Here is a 24,783-nt window from a genome sequence, read left to right as displayed (position 1 = left end):
CTAGACCGAAAGTTGTAGTCTTTGCGCATGGGTTCGGACCTGCGCTGGCTCAAATCGAATGTGTCGAGCACTACGTTGGCTCATCTAGCTTCGCTGTTGGTGTTTGCAGCATCGATAGCATTCGAGGCGATAAGTACGGTATATGGCGGCCAGCCGTTGCCGCTTGTTGCGTTTATCCCCATAACCGTTGTCATCGTGTATCTTGAGGGCCGTTTTGTTGCCATCGCAGCAACGCTTCTGATGGCGGTCGCCGGCTTGTGGATGCGACACCTGCTGGACGGTCACCTCACTGGTGGAGACTGGACCGGGGCCGTCTTCCTCCTGGGTTCGGGTAGCCTGATCGCAGCTGTGTTCCACCGCCTGCGACAAGATCTGCACGGTGCGCTCAGGGTGGCAGAAGCGAGGCTCGCTGCCATCGACGCTGCCGCCTTGGGCTTTGCTAATACCAATCGCCATGGCGAACTGCTGCAGTCGAACAGACGGCTTTTGGAGATGACCGGCTACGCGCACAAGGAACTTGCCCAACTCGAGTTGCAGGAACTCATTGTCCCCGACGATCGAGGTACTGTGCGGAAACTTTTGGAAGATTTGGGCAATGGGACCGCGTCTGCGACGGATATCCGCGTTTTGCGCCAGGATGGCACGGCATTCTGGGCTCACCTGGCCCTGTCTTCGTCGCGGCCGGACGAGGCGCCAAATGAGAGCGTATTCGTGGTGGTTGACGATATTTCCGAGCGACAAGCGGCACGCGAGGCCCTTCGGGCTCAGAAGGAATGGCTTGATCTCGCCGTGTCTGCCGGGCGCCTGGGAACATGGCAAATAGACATTGACGATGGGACAGTCGCCGGCTCGAGCAAGTTCTGGGACATTCTTGGTCTGCCTCCGGCCCCAGTCCGCCGCTTGGAAGAACTCTCGGCTGTAATCCATCCCGTCGACTGGCCGAAGCTGTCCGCCTCGGCAAAGCCTTCATCGGCATTGAACTATGACGTCGAGATCCGTGTCCGGCAAGTGGATGGTCACACACGCTGGATTGCTTTGCGTGGACGGCAGGAAGAGCACGGCGACCGCAAAATGCGCATCGGGGTGGCGGCGGATCTGACCGAACGTCGACAAACAACTTTGCTTCGCGCCGCCGTAAAGAGACGCGAGCGCATAATGCGCGAAGAGCGCCATCGGTTCAGCAATGTGTTTCCAGTGATCAGAGCTCTGGTCAACATGATCGATATTCCCGACAATGACGTTGCCAAATACAAGGAGATGTTGATCGATTGGATTCGAACGCTGGAGGCGACCCATCGCATCCTTTCTCGTCACGCCAACCTGTCAGGGATGCTCCATGAGCTCGTGGACCGGGAATTGCAGCCCTTCAAGGAGACACGCGACATAACGATCAGTGGACCTTCCCTCACTGTGCCAAGCGGCGCCGCCGAGGGCTTGGCGATGATCCTTCACGAGTTGACGACAAACTCGGTGAAACATGGTGCGCTGGGTGACCCGAATGGCAGGGTCGAAGTTAAGTGGCGATTTGCATCCGAGGACGAAGGTGACGACCTCGTGTTCGATTGGGTGGAATCGGGCCGACGGAAGAGTTCAAAAGTCGTACGCCGCGGGTTCGGGTCACTGATAATCGGTGTGGACAGCACGCCGCTTGTCGGTCATTCCCCGAATATGGAAATAACCGAAGATGGCCTTCGATATTCGCTGCGTGTGTCGCGCAAAGAAATTGAGGAATTTGGATTGCAATAGAGCCCCTCCAAGTCGAAGCCGAATTGGCCAATTAACGGATGGTGTGGGCCCTTTGCTGCGATTTCCTGCAAGCAAACTCGGGCCGGTTCGAGGGGCATACGTCAACTTGCCTGTCTCGTCAGCCAGCTTTGGAGCAACACAGCTGCTTCGGTACGGTTTCTAACCCCAAGCTCACGCAGCACGGCTGCGGCATGGATTTTCGTTGTCGCCTCGGCAATGTCCAGATTGCGGGCAATCTCCTTATTCGAGTACCCCTCTGCCATCAGCTTGAGGACGTCCTTCTGTCTAGATGTCAGCCTAGCGACGTCGCCCGAGCCCTCGTGCCGGCGGCTGGCATTTTGTACCGGAGGTGGGGGGGCATGCGATCTCTGGTCGGCAGACGTTCGAGATAGGAGAGATGGCACATAGATCCGGCCAGCGAGGATTTCGTTTACAGCCAGCACGACTTCTTCGTCGCTCTGCGATTTGACGATATACCCGTGAAGTCCGATCGAAAGCGCGGTCAGTATCTCCGAGCGGGAATCATCCCCGGAAACGATCGCAAAGCGAGTGTCAGGATAGGCAGCCATAAAGTCGCTGAGCACTTCCTGATGGAACAGCCCAGGCATGTTCAGATCGAGGATCGCAAGATCGATGGACGCCTGCTCCTCTAGAAGATTGACCGCGGCATCGAAACACGAAGCTTCGAATATTTCGGCGCTTGGAATTCCAGCCATGAGTGCCAGCCGGAGACCACGCCGATATAAGCCGTGATCGTCGGCAATGACGATCCGAGCCATGCAACTACCCCAACGCGTTACTCGGTTCCCGACGAGAAAACCCGCTGGAACCTCCCATTCGCCTATGATCGACAATCCGTGGTGGTCCTAAAATGGCGGCCATCCACTGGTCAGCGCATCACAGTGATGTCCGCAGCGTCCCATCCACGCACATCCAGAACGTCTAATATAATACTAAATTGCGAAGCTCATCCATAGATTTTTAACCCTGGCGTGCGGTACCTGTCCGCAAAACGATGCCGGTTCCCCATTTGTGGGTCCAAAGCCAGCTGTTCAGGACCATTTCTGTTATGTCGCCACCCGCTGTCGCTGGACCTGTAGGCCAGCCCGGCCCGGGCGGATCGCAGCTTTTTTGAAAGCAACTGCTTTCGTTTTATCGCCGTCATGATCAGTGCCCAATCGCGCTTCTATCGGCTGTTGATCTCGTGGCCATCTAATACCTTGAACGTTTTGAATCCCTACCATTCGAATGCACGACGACAGCCGCCCCGGCTGTCACATACCTTTTCACATATGATGTTCGGATTGCCGCCGAGGTTTGGCCGGATTTGAGGGTATGCCCTGGCCGGACAATGGAACACCGATCCCGAACAAAGCCAACTGCAGATCAGGAGGATCGAATGAAAGCGGTGATTCAATGTGGTGGGATGGGTACGCGCCTTCGACCGTTTACATCGGTCCTGCCGAAACCATTAATGCCGATAGGGGCCCGGCCTGTTCTTGAGTTGCTTTTGAAGTGGCTGCGGCGCAACGGCATTGAAGACGTGTATATTACGACAGGGTATCTAGGGCATTTGATCCGTAGCGTCTGCGGCGACGGATCGCAATGGAACTTGAAGATCAAATATACCCAGGAAATGGAGCCACTCGGCACCGTCGGACCTCTCTCTCTGATTAGGGATGAACTGAACGAAACATTTGTCGTTCTGAACGGCGATGTCCTCACAGATCTAAGCCTGAGCCGGTTTGTAGCCGCGCACCGCTTGCATAGGGATCCCGTTACGATCGCCACGGCGTGCCGTCATATCAAGATGGACTTCGGGGTCATCGACGAGATCGACAATACCGTCCAGCTCTTCCGGGAAAAGCCGACGCTTTCCCATCTCGTCAGCATGGGGATTTACTGCATGAACCCAGATGTCCTGCGGTTCATTCCGTCCGGGATCCCATTTGGGTTCGATGACCTGATGCTGCAGATGATGCAGGGCGGCACGACCGTGCATGTTTACAAGCATGACGGTCTTTGGCTCGACATCGGTCGTGTCGATGACTTCCAGAATGCACAGGCAATTGCCTGGGAAGATCAGTCGTCCTCAATCGAGGTCGCGGCTGCCGCTGCAGCCGCATGAAAGTCTGATGCAGAGGTCTAGCCACTAACAAGGCTTTCAGGAGGTCAAGATGCTCTTGGTGAGCGCCCCGATCCTAGGCGTGCCAGAGAAGGCAGCCCTGTCGCAGGTGATTGATAGCGGCTGGCTTACGATGGGGGACAGGGTACGAGAGTTCGAACAGGCCTTTGCCAGCATGCATGGCGCGCGAGATTGCGTTGCGGTTGGTTCCTGCACCGCAGCGCTCCATCTTCTCCTCCATGCTTTGGGCATCGGCCCTGGCGACGAAGTACTGGTTCCTTCGCTGACGTTCGTGGCGACGGCGAATGCGGTGCTGTATGTAGGGGCGACGCCGGTCTTCGTCGATATCGAGTCCGTCGACGTGCCGTTGATCTCGGTTGCGGAAGCCGAAGCGCGGTGCACGACGCGCACGAAAGCGGTCATTCTCGTTCACTTCGCCGGGTATCTCCCCGATCGGGAACAATGGCAGCGGTTCGCCCGGCTTCGCGGGCTGCATATCATCGAGGACGCTGCGCACGCGCCCGGGCTTAGGGAAGTCGGGACCTTCGGCGCCGCGGCCGCGTTCAGCTTCTATGGCAACAAGAACATGACAACGGCCGAAGGGGGCGCCGTGATTGCACGTGACCCCGATCTGCTCGACAGGGTTCGCCTGGCCCGCGGGCACGGAATGACCACGGGGACGCATCAGCGGCTGAACAGTCGTACGCCGCAATATGATGTCACGATGCTCGGGTTCAACTACCGAATGGACGAGATGCGAGCGGCAATAGGGCTGGTTCAGTTGCAGAACCTGCAAGAGTGGAACGAAATCAGGCGTATCATAGCTGTCTTGTACCGACGCCTGATCGCGGACCGTTGCCCAGCCATTGTCATTCCATTTAGCGAACCCCGGACGTCGGCTTACCACATCATGCCGATCGTCCTGCCGCGCTACGCGAGCCGGCAGGATGTCATCGACGAGCTGCGGACACAGGGCATACAGACCACCATCCACTACCCGCCGGTGCACCAAATGACGTTCTACCGCGAGCGCTTTCCCGGCGTGAGTTTGCCCCGAACAGAGGATTTCGCTGAGCGAGAGCTCACAATTCCGCTGCACCCCCAGATCACTTCCGCCGCCGCCGAATCAGTCGTGGCTGCCCTGGCAGCCGCGCTCAAAACAGGCGCGCTCAAAGCAGGCGCCCAAAGAGGAACTGCTGCATGAATGCGTTAGACCCTGCCTTTCACCGGATGTTCGTTCCAAATCCTGATCACGGCTTTGCGAGACGCGCAATCGATCTTGCGGTGGCGGGCATCGCTACCGTCGCATTGGCGCCATTGATGCTGCTGATCGCCGGAGCGCTTCTGCTCGAGGGCGGTGGCTCGATCTTGTTCGCTCAGACCCGCATCGGGGCCGGCGGCCGAACCTTCCGCATGTACAAATTTCGCAAATTCGGTGTGAACTGCGGCTCTCAAGGCCTTGCGCTGACGGTCGTGGGCGATACACGCATGACCACCGTTGGCCGCTTTCTCGCAGCGACGAAGCTGGACGAACTACCGCAGCTGTGGAATGTCCTCAAAGGCGAAATGGCGATCGTCGGCCCACGGCCCGAGAGCCTGGCTTTCGCCGATTGTTTCCGGGGCGAGCTTAGGGCCGTGCTGCAATACAAGCCGGGCCTGCTGGGACCAGCCCAGGTCGTTTTTCGGCACGAAGCGCATTACTTCCCCCAATCCGTAGATCCGATCGTGTTCTACCGGGAGGTCATGTTCCCCGCCAAGGCAACACTGGACCTCTCATATTATCCGCGACGCACCATCGTCTCCGACCTCGCGTGGATGGTGCGGGGAGTGCTGGCAGTGGTCGGTTGGGTTCCGGTACCGCCGATCGACGTTTGAATATCCAAGGGAAGCGTTCCAAACAGCCAAGGGAATGCGCAGTGATGAGCTACAATGGAAAGAAAGTCCTGGTGACCGGCGCGGACGGATTCATCGGTTCGCATGTCACGGAGGCGCTTGTTCGCAACGGGGCAGATGTCACAGCCCTTGCCCTTTACAATTCCTTCGACAGCCATGGATGGCTAGACGATCTGCCGGACACCATCCGCAGCCAGTTGAGGCTCGTCCGTGGTGACGTCCGCGACAGTGCGTTCCTTAACCGGATCATGCGCGGCCAAGTCGCGGTTTTTCATCTGGCGGCGCTTATTGCGATTCCATATTCCTACGCCGCTGCCCAGTCCTATGTGGAAACCAACATCCTAGGCACGGTGAACGTCCTCGAAGCGGCGCGCCTATGGGAGACGGAGCGGGTGATCCATACCTCCACGAGCGAGGTCTACGGAACTGCCCAAACCATGCCGATCGGCGAAACACACCCCCTGCAGGGACAGTCACCATATTCGGCATCCAAAATCGGCGCCGACATGATGGCGGAGTCTTACGCCAGGTCGTTCGATGTCCCTGTGGTGATCATGCGACCCTTCAACACGTACGGCCCGCGCCAGAGTGAACGCGCCATCGTGCCGACCATTATCCGGCAGGTCCTCGACCCGAAATGTCCTGCAATCATGGTAGGGGATACCAGCCCGATCCGCGACCTGACCTATGTCGAAGACACCGCGACAGCGTTCCTGACCGCAGGTCTCGCCCAGCTCGAGTTCGGCCACGCCTACAACGCTGGCAGCCAACGCGCTGCGACCGTCTCGGACGTATTGGCCATTGTTCTTGAGTTGACCGATTGCAAAAAGCCGGTCCGTCGTGATGAAAGCCGCCTGAGGCCGCAAAATTCCGAAGTTCGCGCCTTGCTCGCCGACTCCTCGCGCTTTGAACGTGAGACTGGATGGCGGACACAGACCAGCCTGCGCGATGGGCTGGAGCGAACAATCACGTGGTGGCGCGAGCGCCTTAGTGAAGGCCGGGTACGGCGCGAAGTGGGTTACATGACATGACCCTGGGCGGCCGTCATGCGTTGGCGCTGTTGCTGGCTGCCGGTGCCATATCTCCCAACATCTACGTTGCCGGCGGCCGTCAAAGCAAGGCAGCGGAGGTGGCGGCCACAGCGGTCGTGAACAACCTGCCAGGCTATGTGCGCCAAACAAGGGATCCTTGGTCTGGCATGGTTTTCGCACGGATCACCAGACCGGGCGTTCTCGGCCGGGCGGGTGTATGCGGGAAGAAGTACTGCACCCACCGTTACTCAAGCGCACAGGCTTGGAATGCCGACCAGAGCCTGCTCCTGATCGCCAATGGCTGCGGTGGCCTGTGCTTTCTCGACGGACAAACCTACTTGCCTTTGTTCCACCGCAACCGCGCGACCGAATGCGAATGGCATCCCACTGATCCCGAGTTGATGATCTGCGTCGGGGGCCGGCAGATTGCGACATGGGCCCCACGTACCGATCATGAGGACGTCGTGTTCGCCTCCGGAGCGTACTCCAACCTCAAATTTGGACCCAACAAAGGCAATCCGAGCCGCGACGGCAGCCGGATTGCGGTGCGTGCAACGAACAATGACGGCCGAGCGGTGGTTTTTGGCTACGATCTCAAGCAACGGCGGAAATTCCCGGATATCGATCTTGCCGAATTCCCGGGAACAACCGGCTCCTGCTCGATCTCACCACTCGGAATCAACATAGTGTGTTCCCAGCAATTACCGGACGGAATCGAAGCGAGTTTCGTCTTCTCCATCGACGGCATATTGCGCCAGAAGTGGATGGAGCACCATCGACCGGGCCATGGCGACATGACGGTCGATTCCGACGGAAGCGAAATCTATGTCGGGATCAGCAAATCGGATCCTGACAAATATCAGGTGATCAAGCGCCGCTTGGCTGATGGCAAGGCTACCTCGCTGATGAAATATGGCGAGGCCATGCATGCGTCACTCAGGTCGCTCGGCAGGCCCGGCTGGGTGTTTCTGAGTTATGGCGGCACGCCAGCCGAACTATCGCAGCACCCGGATTGGGCGCCTTACGCTCAGCAAGTCATTGCTCTGCGTCTAGACGGCAGTGGAGAGGTCCGCCGTGTCGCAGACACGCACAACGCGCCCTTCGACTACTGGAGCGAGACGCATGCCTCTCCCTCTCCGGACGGCACCCAGGTGGTCTGGTCCAGCAACTGGGGCGTGCCCGGTGGCCCGGTATACGATTTCGTTACTCGTGTTGAATGGCCTTTGAAGCCGGTGTTCGACCGGAAGGAGATTGTCGCAAATGACCTTCAGTAGACGATACGTTCTTGGCGCAGTCGTGATGATGTCGCTAACCTCGATGGCTTGCGCAGGCGAGGTCGAGCCCTATCAACTCTCACCTGGCGATACGGTCGAGATAGGAATAGCGCCGATCCCTGATCGGACGCAGCGCGCCGTAGTCCAGATGGATGGCAATATCGCCCTTCCGGAGGCTGGAATGATCATGGTCGCAGGCCTGACGGCGTCCCAACTGCAAAGGCGCATGCAAGAGGTCTTGCCAAGCAAGATTTTTCACGTGCGTCTGACTGATGGACGGGAGCAGACAGTTACTGTCGAGCCCGACGATGTCACAGCGATCATAGCGGACTATCGCCCGATCTATGTAACGGGCGATGTGCTCACCCCGGGACAACAGGCCTACCGTCCGCTCATGACTGTACGGCAGGCGCTGGCCGTTTCCGGCGGCTTCAGTCTTTTGCGATCACGGGCAGGCCAGGCCGGGCCTGATCCGGTTGATCTCAAGCGCGACTACGAAATGCTCTGGGGAGATTACACGAAAGAATACCTTCACGCCGCCCGCATTCGCGCCGAGCTTCAGGGCCAGGCGGATTTCGACAAGAAGACACCACAGGGATCACCTCTTTCGCCGAGCGTTGTAGCCGCGATGGCACAGGCTGAAGCAGAGGCGCTGAAGGTTGCGCTGAGTGATTTCCGGCAAGAGCAGGATTTTCTGGAGAAGGGCCGGACGGACGCTGCCGAGCAAATTGGCGTTTTGCAGAAACGCGAACGAGTCGAGGGCGAGAGCGTGAAGGCGGATGAGCAAGATTTGGCGCGAGTGACGAAGGCATTCGATGCAGGCAATCTGACCAACACCCGGCTCGCGGATGTCAGGCGCGCGTTGCTTTTATCTTCAAGCGGCGCGCTTCAAACCTCGGTCGAACTGATGAGGGCGCGGCGCCAGCAGGAGGACTTTGTCAGACAGCATGAACGCAACGACAATCAAAGGAGGATTGGCCTACTGACGGATCTGAAGGACACCAACGCCCGGCTGGCGGATGTCACCGCCAGGCTCCATGCCGCCAGCGAGAAGCTGCAGCCGACCGGAGCATCCACACAGCCATTGCCGATTGCCGGCGAAACGGTACGGGCCCAGGTGACCATCGTACGCAAGATCGGCAATGAATGGCGCAAGCTGTTGGTTGACGAAGATGCGATTGTGCTGCCGGGGGATACTGTCGAAGCCAGATTCAGCAGTGAACTGCAAAGTGTGGCAGTCCAATAGGGCGTCAGCTGCAGTCCGTGCGGAGCTTACTGTTCTATCGGGGGGCGAACCCAACTGAACGGAGATCCAAGGTGAGGCGCATTTTCAACCAGGGAGCGACCCTGACACCCTCAACGAACGCGGATCAGGTGACGCAGTCGTCAAGTTATGCTTTCCATATGCCGTCAGCGCGAATTGTGCGGTCCAGGTCGCGCGCCGGTGAGTCCGGAAATTGGCAGGAATTTACGTCTAGCAAGGAGAGCAATGCGCAGGGCGGCTTCGTGTCGGACGGCTACAGGACCAGCCATTGCGCGCCCGGCTACGGCCAACATTACAACAAAACACACAGGTCCGGCTATTATGGCGCGCTTTGGGAGAACATCGAAAAGCCGCTGATCCTCGACGTTCTTCGCCCCTTGAGCGGAGCTAGCCGAAACTGCCTCGATTTCGCATGCGGAACAGGCCGCATCGCCGAGGTAGCCGCCGGCCTCTTCAGCGAGGTGGTTGGCGCCGACGTTTCCAGAACGATGCTCGACAGCGCGCAAGTACCGCCCAATGTGAGTTTGCGTCACGTCGACCTGACAAGGGAGCAGCTCGGTATGACGTTCGATGTGGTAACGGCATTTCGTTTTTTCCTGAACGCAGAGGATGAACTGAAATGGCATGCACTGAAGGCGATCAATGAGCACCTGAAAGATGGCGGGCGGCTTGTGTGCAACGTTCACATGAATGCGACGTCGCCCGTCGGCCTGGCGTGCCGGCTGCTCAATCGGGTGTCTGGACGCACCATTCGCAACACGCTGAGCGCAGCGAGGTTCAAGGCCCTCCTGACTGCCTCGGGATTCACCGTCGATCAGACGATACCGTACGGTTTTCTGCCTCGGCCGGGAAACCTGTTGCCAGGGTTCTGTGAAATGATGATGCAGCCTGTCGAGAAGGCCTGCAGAAGGCTTTGCGTTCCTGGCCAGCTGGCGCAACACTTCCTGGTTATTGCGAGGAAGCGCTAAAGCGCGAAAATGCCCCGAAAAAAAGGGCAGGGGGCGGTTTTCTTGGGCCGCTCCGCCGCATGAAGCCCCGCCCAAATACGGTGGAACGGCAGTTTTCCCCCGATTTAACATGTGGGTTCCGGGTTTCTCGGGTCAGCGCCACGATTTTGCTACATTTTGACTAAAGTCCAAGCATGTTAGTGGGGCGTAATATTAGAAGGCTAAGGGGATACGCTCCTGAACAGCAAGAGATTGTCCGTGCCCAGTGGGGCCAGTGAGCTTGCGCAACGATCTCTCACGGGAGGTCGAAACCCATGAACCCTGGTGGAAGGAGTTCGTCGGATCTGCGAGGCGCAATGCTTGGGACCGTGCCTGGCCTGGTAGGCGTCGGCGTCTTCTCGGCAGTCATAAACCTTCTCGCCCTGACCGGCTCGGTCTATATGCTGCAAATTTACGATCGCGTTTTACCTTCGCAGAGCGTTCCGACGCTTGTCGGGTTCACGATCGGAATGCTGGGTCTTTACGCTGTCTACGGGCTGCTGGATTTCGTGCGGCTGCGCCTGCTGGTTCGAGTGGGCAATCGTGTCCATAGGAATTTGAAGCAGAGGGTGTTCGGCCTCTCACTGTCCTTGCCGCTCATTGGCGGGCAGGATGCGAACCGGATACAGCCCCTCCGTGATCTCGATCAGTTACGCGGCTTCCTTTCCGGAATGGGGCCGACTGTCATCTTCGACGCTCCGTGGATTCCATTTTACCTGCTGATCATCTATTTCCTGCATCCTGCGCTCGGTCTGTTGTCCACAAGCGGTGCGATCATTGTCGTGCTGCTCACGGTCATGGCGGAAGTTCTTGGCCGCACATCGGTGACACGCGCGTCCGAGACGCTGGTGTCGCAACGCAATCTCGCCGAATCCGGACGCCGCAACGCGGAAGTCGTACGCGCGATGGGCCTTTCCGCACGGCTTGCCCACCGCTGGGGCGAGATCAATAACGCATATCTGCGGCACCAAGAGAGGCTTTCCGACGTCGTCGGCGCGACCGGGGCACTCTCTAGGGCACTGCGTTTGGCCTTGCAGTCCTGCGTTCTTGGACTGGGTGCCTACCTGGTGATAGGAGGCGAAGCCTCGCCAGGCGTGATCATCGCATCCTCCATCTTGCTGGGCCGCTCATTGGCTCCTGTTGACGCCGCTATCGCGAACTGGCGAGGCTTCGCCGCGTTCCGGCAAAGCTATTCGCAACTGGCAACGGCCCTGGCCGCTTTTCCTGACCGGGACGAACATATGGAACTTCCGCGCCCCCAAGCGGAGCTTGCGGTCGAGGACCTGACTATAGCGCCACCGGGCCAGCAAAAACCGACGGTAGCCAATGTCAGCTTCCGCCTGGCTGCAGGGACGGGAATGGCCGTTGTCGGCCCGAGCGGTTCTGGCAAAAGCACGCTTGTGCGCGCGCTGGTGGGCGTCTGGCAGCCACTTCGCGGCACGGTGAGGCTGGACGACGCCTCGCTTGACCAATGGGACCAAGAACACCTTGGCGCACATATTGGCTACCTGCCCCAGGACGTCGAACTGTTTGATGGAACGGTTGCCGATAACATTTCGCGATTTGGCGGGAAGGGCGACGCCAAGGGCGTGCTTGCAGCTGCCAAGGCAGCGGGCGTCGACAAAATGATCCTGCGATTGCCGAACGGTTTTCAAACACGCATGGGCGAGGGAGGAACAGCCTTGTCGGCTGGACAGCGGCAACTCGTCGGGCTTGCCAGGGCACTTTACGGCGATCCGTTTCTCGTCGTTCTGGACGAGCCGAATTCAAATCTGGACGTCGATGGCGATACCGCCTTGGCCGGCGCGATCCTGGCAGTGCGCAGACGTGGAGGCATCGTCATCGTAGTTGCGCACCGTCCTTCTGCCCTTACCAACATCGACAGGGTACTCGTAATGTCCAATGGGATGCTTCACGCCTTCGGCTCACGCGAGGAGGTCCTGGCCAACGTCATCCGCCCCTTTGCTGCGCCTGTTGAACGCCCGGCAGCGGCCGTCGCGATGCACAAAGGGGTGAGCGGTCACGCATGAGGAATATTTTTTTGTCTGAGGCGACGATGGCTCCATCGGCCCCGATCGGCAATGGGAGCCGGCGCAACGCGATGATTTCGGGCACGCGCGATGGAATCGGGGCCAACCTGATCCTGGGTGCGGCGGTCACGTTTATGTTGCTTGCCGGCGGCGGGCTCTGGCTCGGACTGACCAAGATTGCTGGCGCGGTAATTGCGCCGGCGACCGTGGTGATCGAGAGCAACATAAAGAAGGTCCAGCATCTGACGGGCGGCACGATAGGGGGCATCTTCGCGCAAGATGGGGATCATGTACGGGCCGGCGATGTGATGGCACGATTGGACGACACGCTGACACGGGCCAATCTGCAGATAATTAGCAAGGATCTTGATCGGGCAACGGTTCGGCTTGTGCGGCTGGAGGCAGAGCGGCAAGGCCTGTCGGAGATGCAGCTTCCGTTCAGCCTTCAAGCGCGAATGGGCGAGCCGGAGCTGGCTGCGCTGGTGAACGGTGAGCGCACGCTGTTCGACAGCCGCGCTACGGCCCTCAAGGGGCAGAAGGCACAGTTGCAAAGCCGCTCAAAGCAACTCGAACGCCAAGTTGAGGGCCTCAAGGCGCAACAGACCGCGGAAGAACAATCCGTGGTCCTGCTGGATGGCGATCTTGTCGATGTACAGGCGCTTTTTACAAAGAAACTGGTGTCCAAAGAGCGACTTAGCAACATCAGACTGGATGCCACCCGGGCGCACGGAGAATCAGGGCGCCTCGCGGCGGCAGTTGCCGAGGCGCAGGCCCGGATCAGCGAGACCGAATTGCAGATTCTTCAGCTCGATGAACAAAGGCGTAGTGACGTGACGAGCGAACTTCGTGAAACGGAAGCCAAGCAAACCGAACTCAGCGAGCGCAAGGTTGTGGCACAGGACGAACTGGCCAAAACCACCATCCGCGCTCCGCAATCGGGAACGGTACAGGAATCTTCCATTCACACGATCGGCGGCGTGATTGCCGCGGGCGAGGTTCTCATGATGATTGTCCCTGACACCGGCAACCTTGTCGTCGACGCGCTGATTGCGCCGTCGCGCATAGATGACGTTCGTCCAGGTCAGCGGGTCTCGATCCGGTTTCCGGCATTCGACGCCGGCACTACGCCTGCCTGCCAAGGGTCTGTCAAGCGCATCTCGGCGGACCTGATAAAAGATCAACAGCGCCAGCTTTCTTATTTCTCGGCGCGCATCAATGTCGAAGACAAGTCCACCTGTCTGACCGATGCCAAAGTGCTCAAACCCGGTATGCCAGCGGAGGTTCACATAAGTACGGACGAACACAGCGTCTGGTCTTATCTGCTGAAGCCGCTTACCGACCAGATGTCGAGGGCTTTCCGGGAATGACATGGCGGCTGTGAGCGGTCGACCGCGGGAACACGGCAGGCGTGCTTGCTGACATATTAGGGTAGGCGACGTGATGCCACAGGGGTGACGCCTGCGGCCGACGCGCGAGGCTCGTCTGGGACATTGTCCCGGCTACAAGGATGCCCCAACAGGATTTTCCTGGCCGCCTCACCAAGTCCTGCCCCAACAACAGCGTTAGTGTCCTGTCATCTTTCGCGCAACAAACAGCGCATACCGTTCCACGATCATCGACATGGGCAATTGCCTCACGAGGAGAGGTTCTTTACTCCTACGACGCGGCGAGGGCCCTGCGGCGGACACGGCGTGCGGCATGCACCGTTCGGTCTGCAGTCACCGCTACATTTGCCACGTCAGATGTATGCGGCAAGGCGTTCGCGCTTCCATGCGACCTCTTGTAGGGCAGCAATTCCCTGACCCGAGCATTGACCGAGGCAATCTCGACCCGCAAGTCCTCGCATTCCTGCCGTCTCACATCGAGTTCAATCTGATCGGACGCCTGCTGCATGGACAGCTGTGCAAAATCTGCGGCGATCTTGGAAAGGTTCACCTTGTTGGTTTCGGCCTCCTCGGTGAGTGCGGCCAACCTTTCGTCGGTCACCTGTTTTTCGGCCAGGGCGTCGCTCCATTGTAGCTGGAGCCTGGCGATCTCGGCCGCGGCCTCGTTGTTTGCGTTTGAGGCGAGTTCGAAGCGCGCTTGGAGACTTTGAATTTCTGAGCGCAATCCTCGGTTCTCAGCCTGGCAGCGTTTAAGCTCGCCATCCATGTCCGCCTGCATAATCCTGGCTGCTTCGGTCACCTCCCATAGCTTCGCCTGCGCAACCTCGAGTGAGGTGTGCAATTTGATTGCCTCTTTTTCGCTCTTGCCGAGCGCACTCAGCATTTCGGAATTTCGCGCAGCTTCGTTGGCATGGATCGTGGAGAAGGCATCCAGCCTATGCCGTGCCTCTTCCTCCCGCTTCATGGCCTTTTCCAGGTCAATAGACAGGCTCACATTCTTTTCACGCAGCTGTTTGTTCTCTCGGGAGCGCCTGTCGGCCTCGACATTTGCGGCGGCAAGCATGTTCGTGAGGTCGCCAAATTCCGCTTCGTTCTTTGTGGTGGTGTTCGCCGCTTCGACCAGCTCCAGCCTTGCCGCGGCCAACGCGCCACGGAGCACTTCACACTCCTGAACAAGGCTTGCCTGGCGCTGCTGCAATGTCTCGACGGTGCCTTGACGCTCACAGTACCGTCTGTTCAGGTCATTGAGTGTTTCCGACAAGTTCCTTTGATCTGCGATCAGATTTTGATTCGCCAACTCCAGTTCGTTGGCACGGAGAATGTCCGCGTGAAGGATGTGAAAAAACTCGAACGTCAGTTGACATGTGCTTGTAATTTCGGAGATTTTTGCGTTGATCTCCTCGAAATGGAGCTTGGCATCGTGGAACAAGCCGTTAAACGAGCTCACGGCAGCAATTCGGCTCTGCGTATGTGAGGTCATCCGATGCGCTGGTATCGGCGAGCTATCATCGTCGTCGCCGGCACCGTCCTCGCTTGGTACGCTGTCATCCTGTTCGTTGTTTTCGCCTGCCATGTTTGGCACGTCGGCGACATCCTCCAAATCGAGGCACTGGTCGACAGCGTTAGCCAAGTCAGCTTCGAGATCGTCAAACGACCTCTCCACATTGTCCTCGGCGCGTCTGATCAAATCCCTGAACTTCATGACTTCATCCCCTGCAGCCGCATGCCCGGAACCATTGAGGCACGAGGACTGAGATGCTTTTGTATCGAGAGCTCAACTCAGCGTCTTCGTTCAATCAAACGATGCCAGGGCGCCGGCGCCGCGAGGAGCCGAGAGCTGCGATCGGAAGGCCCTACATCGGTCTAGGTGCCTGCTGACTTATTCTTGAGGACTGCGCGGCTCCCCTTCTTGCCATCGTCTTGGCGTCAATGGTGTGTTGCCTGGGCACATTAACAACTCAGGTGCAGAAGCCCCGACGAACGGCCCGGCACAGCCTCTTGTGGGGCGCATCAGGCGGCCGGGCCTAACCGGCGGTTGAGTGTTTTTGGTTTGCCGGCTGACTCACCATGCGACATTGGCGAGGCAAGCGCATCATTCGAACGAATTGGGGACCGGCCGCCTGGCCGCTCAATCACACTAAGCTTCCGTTGCCGGAGCTGGCGACGAGGTGCTTTGCCTTGAGCCTTGGTATCTACATACGAAGCGGCAATACGCGCCGATGGAGCAGTGGTCCGACCCGTCAAACTATCGCTGCAAAATGCGCGGCGGAAGGCATCCGAGGATATTCTCCGTTCAGCGGTAGGAGATCGAACGCGGGCGATCTTGCTGAACTCCCCAAACAATCCCGGCGGATATGTGTTCGGCAAGGAGGATCTGGAAACCATTGCCACATTTGCCGAGCGGCACAATCTATGGATCATCAGCGATGAGGTTTACCGCAGCACAGTGTTCGACGGCGAGTTCCTCTCAATAGCATTCAGTCCCGGAATGAGAGGACGATAATTGTGAACAGCCTGTCGAAGTCTCATGCAATGACCGGCTGGAGGCTAGGGTGGACGCTTGGGCCGGTCTCGGCATCAGTTCATCTGGAAAATCTTGCGCAATGCATGCTCTTCGGGTCGCCGACCTGTATTCAGGATGCCGCAGCGGTGACTCTCGATGAGGCGGTGACGCAGAGATGCGTTTCTTTTCGGACGCCCTTCTGCCGTTGATATTGACCATTGCTGTGCGGATGTTCGCCGGGATATGCGTGAACCTTATCGTCCGCTGCGGCGCTCAATTTGCTTGGGGTTCTTGGAACCGTTCCGAACTTTCTCCTTGCGCCTCCGATCGAGTTGCGCGTGCTCATGCGGGGCGCTGAGGTGTCTCGATCCGCAGTGGCGCGGCACTATGCGACGAAGCCTATCAGCTCAGTTGAAATTTGTCCCCAGCGGACGGGAACGACGCTTGGCCATGTTAGTTGATGTGAATGGAGCAGCTAAGAAAAGATCTGGCATTGCTTACGCGGCCCGGCTTCTGGATAGCTTTCGGCATTTTGTTGCTGCTTTACGGGATTCAGGTCTTTTTTCTAATTCGGGCATGCCAATGCCTTTAGCCTGGAACATCGATACCCTAGCTAGCTGAAACGCGGTCTGTCCATCTCCCGGCGGCTGCGCCGATAGCGTTGATCAACGACATATTCATTTATAAGCCTGCTACTGCCGGGGATGCCGAGGTTGGCAGCGCCTGCATCGTTGATTACGCACGTGGCGCTCCCCTCAAGGTAGGTGGTTACCATTCTCGCGCAGCCGGTGAGCATTGGAGCCCGCACTGTGTTGGACGTGCGCTCATGCGTCGGGAATTTCTTATAGACAGGGGAGGGTCTGTCAGGCTGGAAAATCACAAGCTGCCCCGCGAATGAGGAAGCAAAAAAGGTGCAAGACCAGATCGATTTCTTCCAGGCAACTCGGTCCTCGCATCATCGCCGATCAGCGGCCGTACCGTCGAGAACCAAAATGCGCACGATCTCAGCCGGTCGGCCTCGCCAAAACATGCGGACTTCCGGGCGGGGACAGTCGGTGCCGCGTCCCGTCCTGTGGCCGGCGCTATGCTGACGCTCCTACGGTATCCCGTTCACCGCCCGCGGCAGGAGGGCGAATTTCCTCCGTCCTGCGCGCGACAACCGTCCACTGTTGCGGCCGCACGCAGGACTGCGGCTTATACGCCGTTCTTCCTTTGAGCGGCGTCCAGTTCGCAGGGCTAAATCACCATTGGTATGCAGACGAGCCTCTCGGCGTCTGGACAGAGATCAATTGCGCTTTGCACCAGGGTTCCTGGATCGTAAGCTCCAAACACGCTGCAGTCGCCTGATATGGTCCACTACGTTGGCCGGCTCATACGGCTTCGCAAGGTGCGGGCCTTCCTGACAAAGGTCGCCCGCCGCGATCGCAGTTCGTTCTACTGCGGCAGAAAGCACTATTTTGACCTCGGGCTTGTTCTCGCGAACCCACTTCGACAGTTGGAACCCGTTCATGTTGCCCGGCAGGTCAACGTCACACAAGACGGTGTCCACACCGAACTCCGCATAGTTCAACGCTTGTTGCGCCTCACGTGCGAAATGGGCCTCAATCACCCTGTAGCCACAGTGGCGGAGATAGTCCGCGATGACGCATCGGGCGATGACGTCGCCGTCAACCACGAGGATCGTTTGGCTCTGTTGGTTCGGGGCTTCCATTGACGGAGAACGGTCAGCAACCGGCAGGGTTCCACGCATCATGAGCTGCGCGGGATGCCGACCGAAGATCGCGGCGAGATCCTGCACGAAATGATCCCTGCCGGCGGGCGCATTCAATTCAGCGGAGCGATGCCGCACTGGTGACGCCGTTTGCCACCTGGTCGACGAGACGGGCTAGAAGGCATGGTCTCGAAGCTCAAGGGCAGTCCATATCGCAGCGGCAAACGAGCGCTTGGCGCAAGATCAAGTGCTTTGAGGAAAAGGAAATGCAAATCATCGGTGCACAGCGCGAGCGCGGCAAAGCTACCCAGGTGATCATGGCTGAAAAGGGCCTCTACAAAGGTGGCGCACTCGTCAACTTCAATGCCGCTGAGCGGCAAGCGCTTTGGGATCGTGTCCGAGTGGCTGAAGCCCGGACTGGTTGGCTGGGTCGAGACCCTCAAAGGCGAAGAGAAGCTGCGGCACGCAAGGCTGCTGGATTTCCGGGAGGATGATGCAAATGGCCATGCCTAAGAAAGATCAGGAACGCGCCACCTACGCCTGGATGTACGGCGCCCAAGCGCGCAAGCATGGCAAGGAGCGTGAGGTGCCAGCTTACTGGCAGGAACATGCTGCAGGGCTTTGACGGTGTGGCGATGGACGGTTTTGGCAGACCAAAACCGTCAACGACGAGATGGAGGCCGAGGTCGACGAAGCCGCCGTCGAGCGCCCCGACGAATAGCCATTTGGCGTATGAATCTGTACGGTCGTTTTTGATTGAAGAAAGGGTTTCGGCGGGCCTATAAAGATTGCGTTTACCATTGCCTTTTTGGGAGGATGCGATGGTTGCAACGCCCATAGATATCGCTCAAGCGGCCACTGCGACTACGGCTACCTTGCTGAAGTGGCAGAAGTCCATGGAGGAACGCGCCACGTTTCGCCAGAACATGGATCAATCGCGCAGGGCGATCCAAGCCTCACGCGAACTACTGAAGCGCCTTCGCGAACGTCATCGCGACGAGATGTCGGAAAGTTCGGAAAATGCCGACCCGTCTACTGCGCCGATATCGCAACGCGCCGGCAGCTAGCGGGAGGCGACCAGAGCCGATGTGATGGGGAAAGTTTCAGTGGGCTGTTCCTGGGGTCGGCAACGAAGTTTAAGCCTTGTCAACCAGCGACTTTTTTCGCCCGCGTGGAAGTGCCACATGTCTTTCGACAAGGCGCACGTGCTCGGCCTCGACAGTCACCAATGGCCGGAGGCTGACGGTTACCTTGTCCCCCGTCGATGCGTGTGACAGGGCCGATCAATTCCATATGCTGGCCAATTACAGCCTTCGAAGTCGAATCGACAACAGAATGCGGGAAGTCGTAGGAGGGGATCGTCACGCTTATGCGATCGGGCGTCACCCGGCCGCGCACAATCGCCGTGACTGCGACCTCGTCGCCAACTTTGATACTTCCCCGAGCCATGCCCAAGACTTGGAGCAGCCGGCACCGGCGTCAAGATGAGGGGGAGCTAATAAAACCCCTCTGCGCCGCGATTGTGACGCGGGGCGATCCGATCGCCGCCAGCGACTTAGCAGACCAATTGATGACAGCGGCCGAGAAGCCTGGCATCCCTGCCGACCAAATCAACGGCGAAATCGAAAGCGTCTTCGAACTGCTCTTAGAGGTGATGCGGCGCGAGAGTTGCGCGAGGAGAACCAGCCCGGAGGCTTCTCCGGGGCTGTGCCGGTCCTGTCCCGTTCCAGCGGATGAACTGCGCCTGCTGGCAGGTGACCGTCTCAATCGACTTCAACAGGGGTCCATGGGCCTCAGGTAGAGCTTGGCAGCGCTCCCTGTGGTACGCCAGGAACGGCCCGGCGATGCTCTTGTGCATCGCTTCGGCTGCCGCCAGGAAGCGCTTCGATTTCAGCCCGGGAAAGCTGTTCGGAAGGTTTGTTCTGGCCATTGGCGCTCTCCATTGAGGGCGTCGCCGCAACGAGGACCATAATCCTACATGCCAGGCCGTCTGATAAGCGCCTCGCCGGCCTTACCCGAAGGAAGACGCAGGGCCACGGCGCCAAGCGGAGCCATCAGAAGCAACCCGCAAAGATGAGCAACGGCAGGCCCGGCGACCTCCTTTGGCACATGGGACAAACAAGAAGGGCGCCGAGCCTTACCGGCGCTGCTTTGTGAGGGAGACGACGCCGGATGATGAGAGTATGCGATCATGCTAATGTCTGCGAACCATGCGAATGAAGGAAAGCCGCGTGGCAGTGCCAATCAACGACGTTGAGACCAAGGTCGGCGGGTGCGATCAGGTTCGGACCATGATGACGGGCTGGTGGGCCTGCACATGGTGGTGGCTACCGCGCTACCGCCTTGCTTTGCGCCAGCCTGCGGCCCATGCCTAGCCTCGCTGCACAACCAGCGCTCGCTGTACTGAAACTGATCGTCGTCTCGCAGTAATGCTCCTGCCCTGGAACGTGATAAATCGCTCGTCGGTACTGGTGGAAATGTTGCCCTTGATATCGCAGCTCCCCGCGCCGGCCGTGCGGGTGCCACTCAGCCAGCCAGCTGGGATGAGCCCGACGAGCTTGTCGAGAGCTTGGGTTCACTTTGAAAACCGGTCAGGGAACCATCACCAGCGCCGGCAGATATTGCCGTCGCCACATCCACCGCCCCTTTGCGTTCTTGCGCCAGCGGTCGGCCTGATCCGCACCTTGATGACGCTGGACTTTGCCCACGCCCTCTCCCCCGAGTGCAGAATGCTTCCAAAGCGGTAGCGAGTCCAGACCGAAACATTAGCGCCGACTAACGGTTATTTCGGCAGTGATTGGTAGTGATTGGTAGAGCGTTGGTGGCGTTTCATCTTGTCTATTTTCCGGCCTGACGGCAGACCAGCTGCTAGGCAGAGCGCCGTTTCTATGATAGTGTGTTTGCTGCTTTATCACGCTCTAGCTACGGACCCTTAACTGATGGTCCACTACCCGGCAATCGAAGGTCGCGCGACGTTCCCGACTTTTTCAGCATGATGAGAAGGGCCTCTAGGATTTGTTGTGCGCCCGTAGCCAGTGCCCATGCATTCGCGACGATCTCTTGCTCACGCTCTGTCATCCCGCCCTCCTAAAATATGTGGTCGGAGCTGCTTTAGAAAGCTTCGCCCCAGCAGGGGCGTGCTTGACGATTTCGGCGAACAGAAAAAGTCGCCGGCTCCGCCCGACCAGGCCGGGATGGTCGTTGGGAAATTTGTTGACGGCGCTCGTGTTCACCTCACGTCCAACGCGGTTGAACTGCAGCTGACCGTCGATGTCGTGGCTGAGAATGTCCTTGAGGCTGGTCCTTTGGTCCCCGGGTCCAGCCAGGCGTCATAGTATGCCTGGTAGAGAATGACAGGCTGTTGATCATGCAACTGCTTCATCGGTTCTGCGGCAGGCTCTGTGATGATGGTGCAGCTGGTTATGTCGAGATTGGAATTGTAAGCCCAAAGCCCGGCGAACGAGAAAGGCGCGTGGCCGGGCTGGGGCAAAGCGCGCAGCGAAGGGAGAGGCAATGAGCGCGTTCGCTATTGTTCTCCCTGAGCAGCACGTTCACGCGGCGGGTGCTCGGCCGGCAATCTAGGGAGCATGGCAGTTGCCGGCGCGGTTGATGTCGTCGACAATATCGTGCCATTCTACACCGATGCCTCGATGAAGACACTGAAGTCCATGCCCGAGTTCAAGGCGGTCTTCATGGCCAAGCCTAAGGCCATGCGCGAAATGATCATGCGCGAATGCAATGACGCGGCAATGAGCAAGCCCTACGCCGAGTTCTGCGCCGACGTGAATTCCCTCCGCGGAATGCAGTAGGTCATTCACGGCCGCGCAGTTCGACGACGATGGTGGGCAAATTGCCCTCATCACAATGACTGTCAGCTTCCGCCGGCAACAGCGTAATGCCAGCGGTGACCGACGCCGGCCCAGAGACTCCCCGGGCCGCTCCTCGCCAGCCTCCAGGCGAGCAGGCCGGCATCGGTCAGAAAGTCCCGTCGGTGTGCAATATATCGTTGACGCCACGAATTGCGGACGTTCGAAACCGGTCATTGGCCATTTCGTGTGACCAAATTCCGCGACTGTTTACTTGCGATCACAAGGCCCCGCAACCTGGAGGTTCCGAAGCGCCATACTGGAGTACCATTGGGGTGGTCACGCGATTTGAACCCGACAACGGTGCTTGAACCAGACCAGGTTAAACGTCCGTTATCGTTTTGCGCCAGAAGCGGCCAGTCAACTTCCGGCCAAACGCGGCCGCGCTCATACTACCATGGTCAAATGCAGCTCGCATGGAACTAGTTGTCTTCTTGGTCCTTTGGTTCGCCAGACCATACGAGATAATACGAGAGAAACGGCTTGGCGAACCATCCACTAACGTACTGATTTCCTGTAGAAAACGCTGACCCTCCGGGCCTGCAAACTTACTACATCAATGGACTACGCTTAATTCTCAAAGTTTGAATGACCGGAAGCTGCAGACGGACAATTGGTCACCCTTCTCTACGAGCAATCCGGCCTGCTCGGAGTGTCAGGGATATCCGGTGATATGCGGACGCTAATCGACTCCGATGATCCTCTTGCCGCCGAAGCAGTCGATCTCTTCGTCTATCGTATCGCACGCGAGATCGGGTCGCTGGCCGCTGCGATAGGCGGACTGGACACGCTGGTGTTCAAGGCAGGCATAGGCCAAAACGCGCCATATATTCGAGAGAGGGCCGGGGCTGTGGCCGGCTGGCTTGCGGTTAATATCGACCACAAGCTGAATGGACGAGGCGACGAGGTCATCAGCCTTGCTGGTTCCGACGTCGACGTGCTTGTGATCCCCACGGATGAAGAGAGAGCCGTGGGGATCCAGCTGCTATCTGTGCGCCCTCAAGCTTTGTCGCTCGTGCCCTGAGCGCCGAACCTGATGCTACTCGCGCGGCGGGTGTCTCGACCTGTCAGGAGTTCGGCGGCAGGAGCATGGTCCCATAGCCGGCCATCAAGGCGATCAAGGTTGCTGCAACCAGCGGCAACCAGAACTTGATCGGTCCGGCAATACTGCCAGCGATGCGCGGCCGATGCCATCAGCACCGTCAGGAGCCAGACCTCCCACGGGTTGAAACCGCCCCATGGGTCAATCGTCCGGTTTGGCAACAAGGGCAAGATGATCGCTGTCGCAGCCGTGCGGCAAGACATATTTGCGGCGGTGTTCCTCCGGCAACGAGTCGTCTCAGCTAGTTGTGGAGGTGCGACAGTTGAAGTCCAGGCTGGTGCTCCACGCCGGATAACAGCGATTCCGCCGATCGGAACATGTCCTCGAATTCCAACTCGTTTTCAAACACCACGCCGCCGACGCTGATGGTCAGCGTGTCCGCGGTTCCTTTTGGCGCGAAATAGGCTTGGGCCACGCGCGCCCGGATACGCTCGCCGATCTCCCTGGCGTCGTCTTCTGTCGCACCGGGCAGAAAGACCCCGAACATGGAGGTTCCGATCCGGCCCACCAGATCTTCCTTGCGTACCGATGACTGGATGGTCGAGGCTATGAGCCGCAAGGCTTCGTCACCCCAGCCAAGGCCGAAGCGCAGATTGATGGACCTGATGTGTTCGGGATGAATGACCAGGAAGGCGCCAGATCTTGGACCAGACGATTTTGGCCTGGTTGCTCTCCTTTCGACCATCGAAGTGAAGACCGTCCGGTTGAGGCAGCCTGTCAGGCTGTCAAAGGTCGCCGACTTGTTGAGTTCTCTTCGATAACGGACGAGCTCGGTCCGCTGCAGGCCAATGAACAGCAAAAGCGGGCCACCGACCATGACCGGCAACAGGATCGCTGTGACCATGCTGCGGCCAAACGGCGTCAAGACTTCCGAAAACAGAAGCAGATAGTTGAGGCCAACCGAGAGGAGCAGAATTCCCGCCGATCCCAGGGCAGTCAGCCATGCGATATCTTTCCATTGCCGGGGCGAGCTATTCGCCATTGGTGTCATCATTAGCCAATCTCCCGCCTGATCGGCTGTCATAAGGCCAAGGTGCTGCACTTTCAGTTTCGAGGAAACATACAATTTTAGTAATGGCGCAATCACCTACCATCGGCCCGAAATCAGGCCTTCAAAAGCAAGGCTACGGCGGTAAAAGGGACGACACCGAATTATCGGCTATTGCGGCGGGCCGAATATCCCCATCTGCGCGTCTCTGGCCACTGCCTCCGCCTTGCCGTAGATGCCACTCGCCAGGGCCGTCGCCCAGCCATTGGAAACAAGCCAGGCGCCGACATCCTGCTTGCCCAAGCTGCACGGTGCCGCAATGGCAAAACGATCGATTTCCGGCGGCACGACGCATTTCAGCGCCCGGCCGCGCAGCCAGGAATTGAACGTCGCGCGCGCACGCTGGCCGCAAGGCCAGGCGATGCCACGAAACGAACAGGTCTCATCCAGGTCAATGCCTTGGATCCCGCTGATGGCTACCTTGCGCCCCATCGATTCGAAGGTTGCCGACGAGGTGGCAACCGGTTGGTACAGCAGGACCTCTTTCCAATCCTTTGGCATCCGCATCCCTGCAGGCGAAGCCAGACCAAGGTCGCTGAGCGGCGGGCGCGGCTCGACCCGTTCGATTTGCGCCGGATCAAGCTGTGGCGGCGCGATAAGGTCCTGAGCAATCTTGCGTGCCCGTCCTCGCCATGGCGTATTGGCGGCGCTCGGAGGTGGTCGCATTGCCTGGCTATGATCGATGGATTGACGTGGCGCCGGCCGATTGTTCGGAAGCAGATCTGCGGCCCGGATGATCAACAAGACCCCGGCCAGGAGGAGCAGGCTTCCGAGCGCTATCAAGCGATTGTGCCTCAGCCAGCCCATCAACTCAAGCAA

At 58.7% G+C, this 24,783-nt stretch carries 23 protein-coding genes; 15 read left to right on the top strand and 8 right to left on the bottom strand.

Going from position 1 to position 24,783, the window contains the following annotated elements; translation table 11 throughout:
- Positions 1-27: 27 nt before the first annotated feature.
- Positions 28-1,746 (top strand): sensor histidine kinase, encoded by a 1,719-nt coding sequence (locus AC3CCE_RS03425; RefSeq protein ID WP_023706590.1) that lies wholly within the window; start codon positions 28-30, stop codon positions 1,744-1,746.
- Between the two features lie 101 nt (positions 1,747-1,847).
- Here AC3CCE_RS03425 and AC3CCE_RS03420 read toward each other — a convergent pair whose 3' ends face one another.
- Complete coding sequence (locus AC3CCE_RS03420; protein WP_023681040.1) at positions 1,848-2,525, bottom strand: LuxR C-terminal-related transcriptional regulator; 678 nt, start codon at positions 2,523-2,525, stop codon at positions 1,848-1,850.
- A 620-nt stretch (positions 2,526-3,145) separates the two neighbouring features.
- On the opposite strand from AC3CCE_RS03420, the gene AC3CCE_RS03415 reads away from it, so the two are divergent.
- From AC3CCE_RS03415 to AC3CCE_RS03375, 9 genes are all read left to right on the top strand, one after another.
- Positions 3,146-3,874: a nucleotidyltransferase family protein gene (locus AC3CCE_RS03415; RefSeq protein WP_023706591.1), complete on the top strand. Its 729-nt coding sequence runs from the start codon at positions 3,146-3,148 to the stop codon at positions 3,872-3,874.
- A 49-nt stretch (positions 3,875-3,923) separates the two neighbouring features.
- Positions 3,924-5,075, top strand: a complete 1,152-nt coding sequence (locus AC3CCE_RS03410; RefSeq protein ID WP_023706592.1) for a DegT/DnrJ/EryC1/StrS family aminotransferase — start codon at positions 3,924-3,926, stop codon at positions 5,073-5,075.
- Positions 5,072-5,746, top strand: a complete 675-nt coding sequence (locus AC3CCE_RS03405) for a sugar transferase (protein ID WP_023681043.1) — start codon at positions 5,072-5,074, stop codon at positions 5,744-5,746. Before AC3CCE_RS03410 ends, AC3CCE_RS03405 begins: the two co-directional genes overlap by 4 nt.
- Before the next feature lie 44 nt (positions 5,747-5,790).
- A complete protein-coding gene (locus AC3CCE_RS03400; RefSeq protein WP_023748029.1) occupies positions 5,791-6,795 on the top strand; it encodes an SDR family NAD(P)-dependent oxidoreductase in 1,005 nt (334 codons plus the stop codon).
- Positions 6,792-8,069 (top strand): hypothetical protein, encoded by a 1,278-nt coding sequence (locus tag AC3CCE_RS03395; protein WP_352513646.1) that lies wholly within the window; start codon positions 6,792-6,794, stop codon positions 8,067-8,069. Before AC3CCE_RS03400 ends, AC3CCE_RS03395 begins: the two co-directional genes overlap by 4 nt.
- A complete protein-coding gene (locus tag AC3CCE_RS03390; protein ID WP_023706595.1) occupies positions 8,056-9,315 on the top strand; it encodes a polysaccharide biosynthesis/export family protein in 1,260 nt (419 codons plus the stop codon). Before AC3CCE_RS03395 ends, AC3CCE_RS03390 begins: the two co-directional genes overlap by 14 nt.
- 71 nt (positions 9,316-9,386) lie before the next feature.
- Entirely contained in the window at positions 9,387-10,301 is a 915-nt protein-coding gene (locus AC3CCE_RS03385) for a class I SAM-dependent methyltransferase (protein WP_352626986.1), read from the top strand.
- A 335-nt stretch (positions 10,302-10,636) separates the two neighbouring features.
- Complete coding sequence (locus AC3CCE_RS03380) at positions 10,637-12,349, top strand: type I secretion system permease/ATPase (protein WP_023681048.1); 1,713 nt, start codon at positions 10,637-10,639, stop codon at positions 12,347-12,349.
- 71 nt (positions 12,350-12,420) lie between these two features.
- Positions 12,421-13,716: an HlyD family type I secretion periplasmic adaptor subunit gene (locus tag AC3CCE_RS03375; RefSeq protein WP_352513662.1), complete on the top strand. Its 1,296-nt coding sequence runs from the start codon at positions 12,421-12,423 to the stop codon at positions 13,714-13,716.
- Positions 13,717-14,005: 289 nt separating this feature from the next.
- Here the strand turns inward: AC3CCE_RS03375 and AC3CCE_RS03370 are convergent, their stop codons facing one another.
- Entirely contained in the window at positions 14,006-15,436 is a 1,431-nt protein-coding gene (locus AC3CCE_RS03370; RefSeq protein ID WP_352513648.1) for a coiled-coil domain-containing protein, read from the bottom strand.
- A 483-nt stretch (positions 15,437-15,919) separates the two neighbouring features.
- Here AC3CCE_RS03370 and AC3CCE_RS03365 point away from each other — a divergent pair, with 483 nt between their 5' ends.
- Positions 15,920-16,237 (top strand): aminotransferase class I/II-fold pyridoxal phosphate-dependent enzyme, encoded by a 318-nt coding sequence (locus AC3CCE_RS03365; RefSeq protein ID WP_352513649.1) that lies wholly within the window; start codon positions 15,920-15,922, stop codon positions 16,235-16,237.
- A complete protein-coding gene (locus AC3CCE_RS03360) occupies positions 16,210-16,446 on the top strand; it encodes an aminotransferase class I/II-fold pyridoxal phosphate-dependent enzyme (protein ID WP_352573806.1) in 237 nt (78 codons plus the stop codon). Before AC3CCE_RS03365 ends, AC3CCE_RS03360 begins: the two co-directional genes overlap by 28 nt.
- 1,076 nt (positions 16,447-17,522) lie before the next feature.
- Here AC3CCE_RS03360 and AC3CCE_RS03355 read toward each other — a convergent pair.
- Genes AC3CCE_RS03355 through AC3CCE_RS03345 form a run of 3 tightly spaced genes read right to left on the bottom strand, consistent with a single transcriptional unit; the run spans position 17,523 to position 18,786 of the window.
- The gene (locus AC3CCE_RS03355; protein ID WP_352513650.1) at positions 17,523-18,035 is read right to left on the bottom strand and encodes a response regulator; all 513 of its coding nucleotides are present in this window, start codon (positions 18,033-18,035) and stop codon (positions 17,523-17,525) included.
- Positions 18,036-18,061: 26 nt separating this feature from the next.
- Positions 18,062-18,328, bottom strand: a complete 267-nt coding sequence (locus AC3CCE_RS03350; RefSeq protein WP_488377097.1) for a hypothetical protein — start codon at positions 18,326-18,328, stop codon at positions 18,062-18,064.
- Between the two features lie 59 nt (positions 18,329-18,387).
- A complete protein-coding gene (locus AC3CCE_RS03345; RefSeq protein ID WP_352626989.1) occupies positions 18,388-18,786 on the bottom strand; it encodes a hypothetical protein in 399 nt (132 codons plus the stop codon).
- Here AC3CCE_RS03345 and AC3CCE_RS03340 point away from each other — a divergent pair.
- Entirely contained in the window at positions 18,770-19,015 is a 246-nt protein-coding gene (locus AC3CCE_RS03340; protein ID WP_352513652.1) for a hypothetical protein, read from the top strand. The genes AC3CCE_RS03345 and AC3CCE_RS03340 overlap by 17 nt on opposite strands.
- A 2,162-nt stretch (positions 19,016-21,177) precedes the next feature.
- Here AC3CCE_RS03340 and AC3CCE_RS03335 read toward each other — a convergent pair.
- Positions 21,178-21,438, bottom strand: a complete 261-nt coding sequence (locus AC3CCE_RS03335; RefSeq protein ID WP_352573804.1) for an SOS response-associated peptidase family protein — start codon at positions 21,436-21,438, stop codon at positions 21,178-21,180.
- Between the two features lie 97 nt (positions 21,439-21,535).
- Here AC3CCE_RS03335 and AC3CCE_RS03330 point away from each other — a divergent pair, with 97 nt between their 5' ends.
- Together AC3CCE_RS03330 and AC3CCE_RS03325 are read left to right on the top strand one after the other, a co-directional pair.
- Complete coding sequence (locus AC3CCE_RS03330; RefSeq protein WP_023744445.1) at positions 21,536-21,757, top strand: hypothetical protein; 222 nt, start codon at positions 21,536-21,538, stop codon at positions 21,755-21,757.
- A gap of 670 nt (positions 21,758-22,427) precedes the next feature.
- Complete coding sequence (locus AC3CCE_RS03325) at positions 22,428-22,838, top strand: hypothetical protein (RefSeq protein ID WP_352513654.1); 411 nt, start codon at positions 22,428-22,430, stop codon at positions 22,836-22,838.
- A 319-nt stretch (positions 22,839-23,157) separates the two neighbouring features.
- Here the strand turns inward: AC3CCE_RS03325 and AC3CCE_RS03320 are convergent, their stop codons facing one another.
- Complete coding sequence (locus tag AC3CCE_RS03320; protein WP_352513655.1) at positions 23,158-23,910, bottom strand: GGDEF domain-containing protein; 753 nt, start codon at positions 23,908-23,910, stop codon at positions 23,158-23,160.
- A 165-nt stretch (positions 23,911-24,075) separates the two neighbouring features.
- Positions 24,076-24,783 (bottom strand): thermonuclease family protein, encoded by a 708-nt coding sequence (locus AC3CCE_RS03315; protein WP_352513656.1) that lies wholly within the window; start codon positions 24,781-24,783, stop codon positions 24,076-24,078.

This window comes from Mesorhizobium sp. P160187, assembly GCF_057766425.1.
The sequence above is the reverse complement of the archived record's forward strand: the minus strand, read 5'-3'. Positions and strand labels throughout refer to the sequence as shown.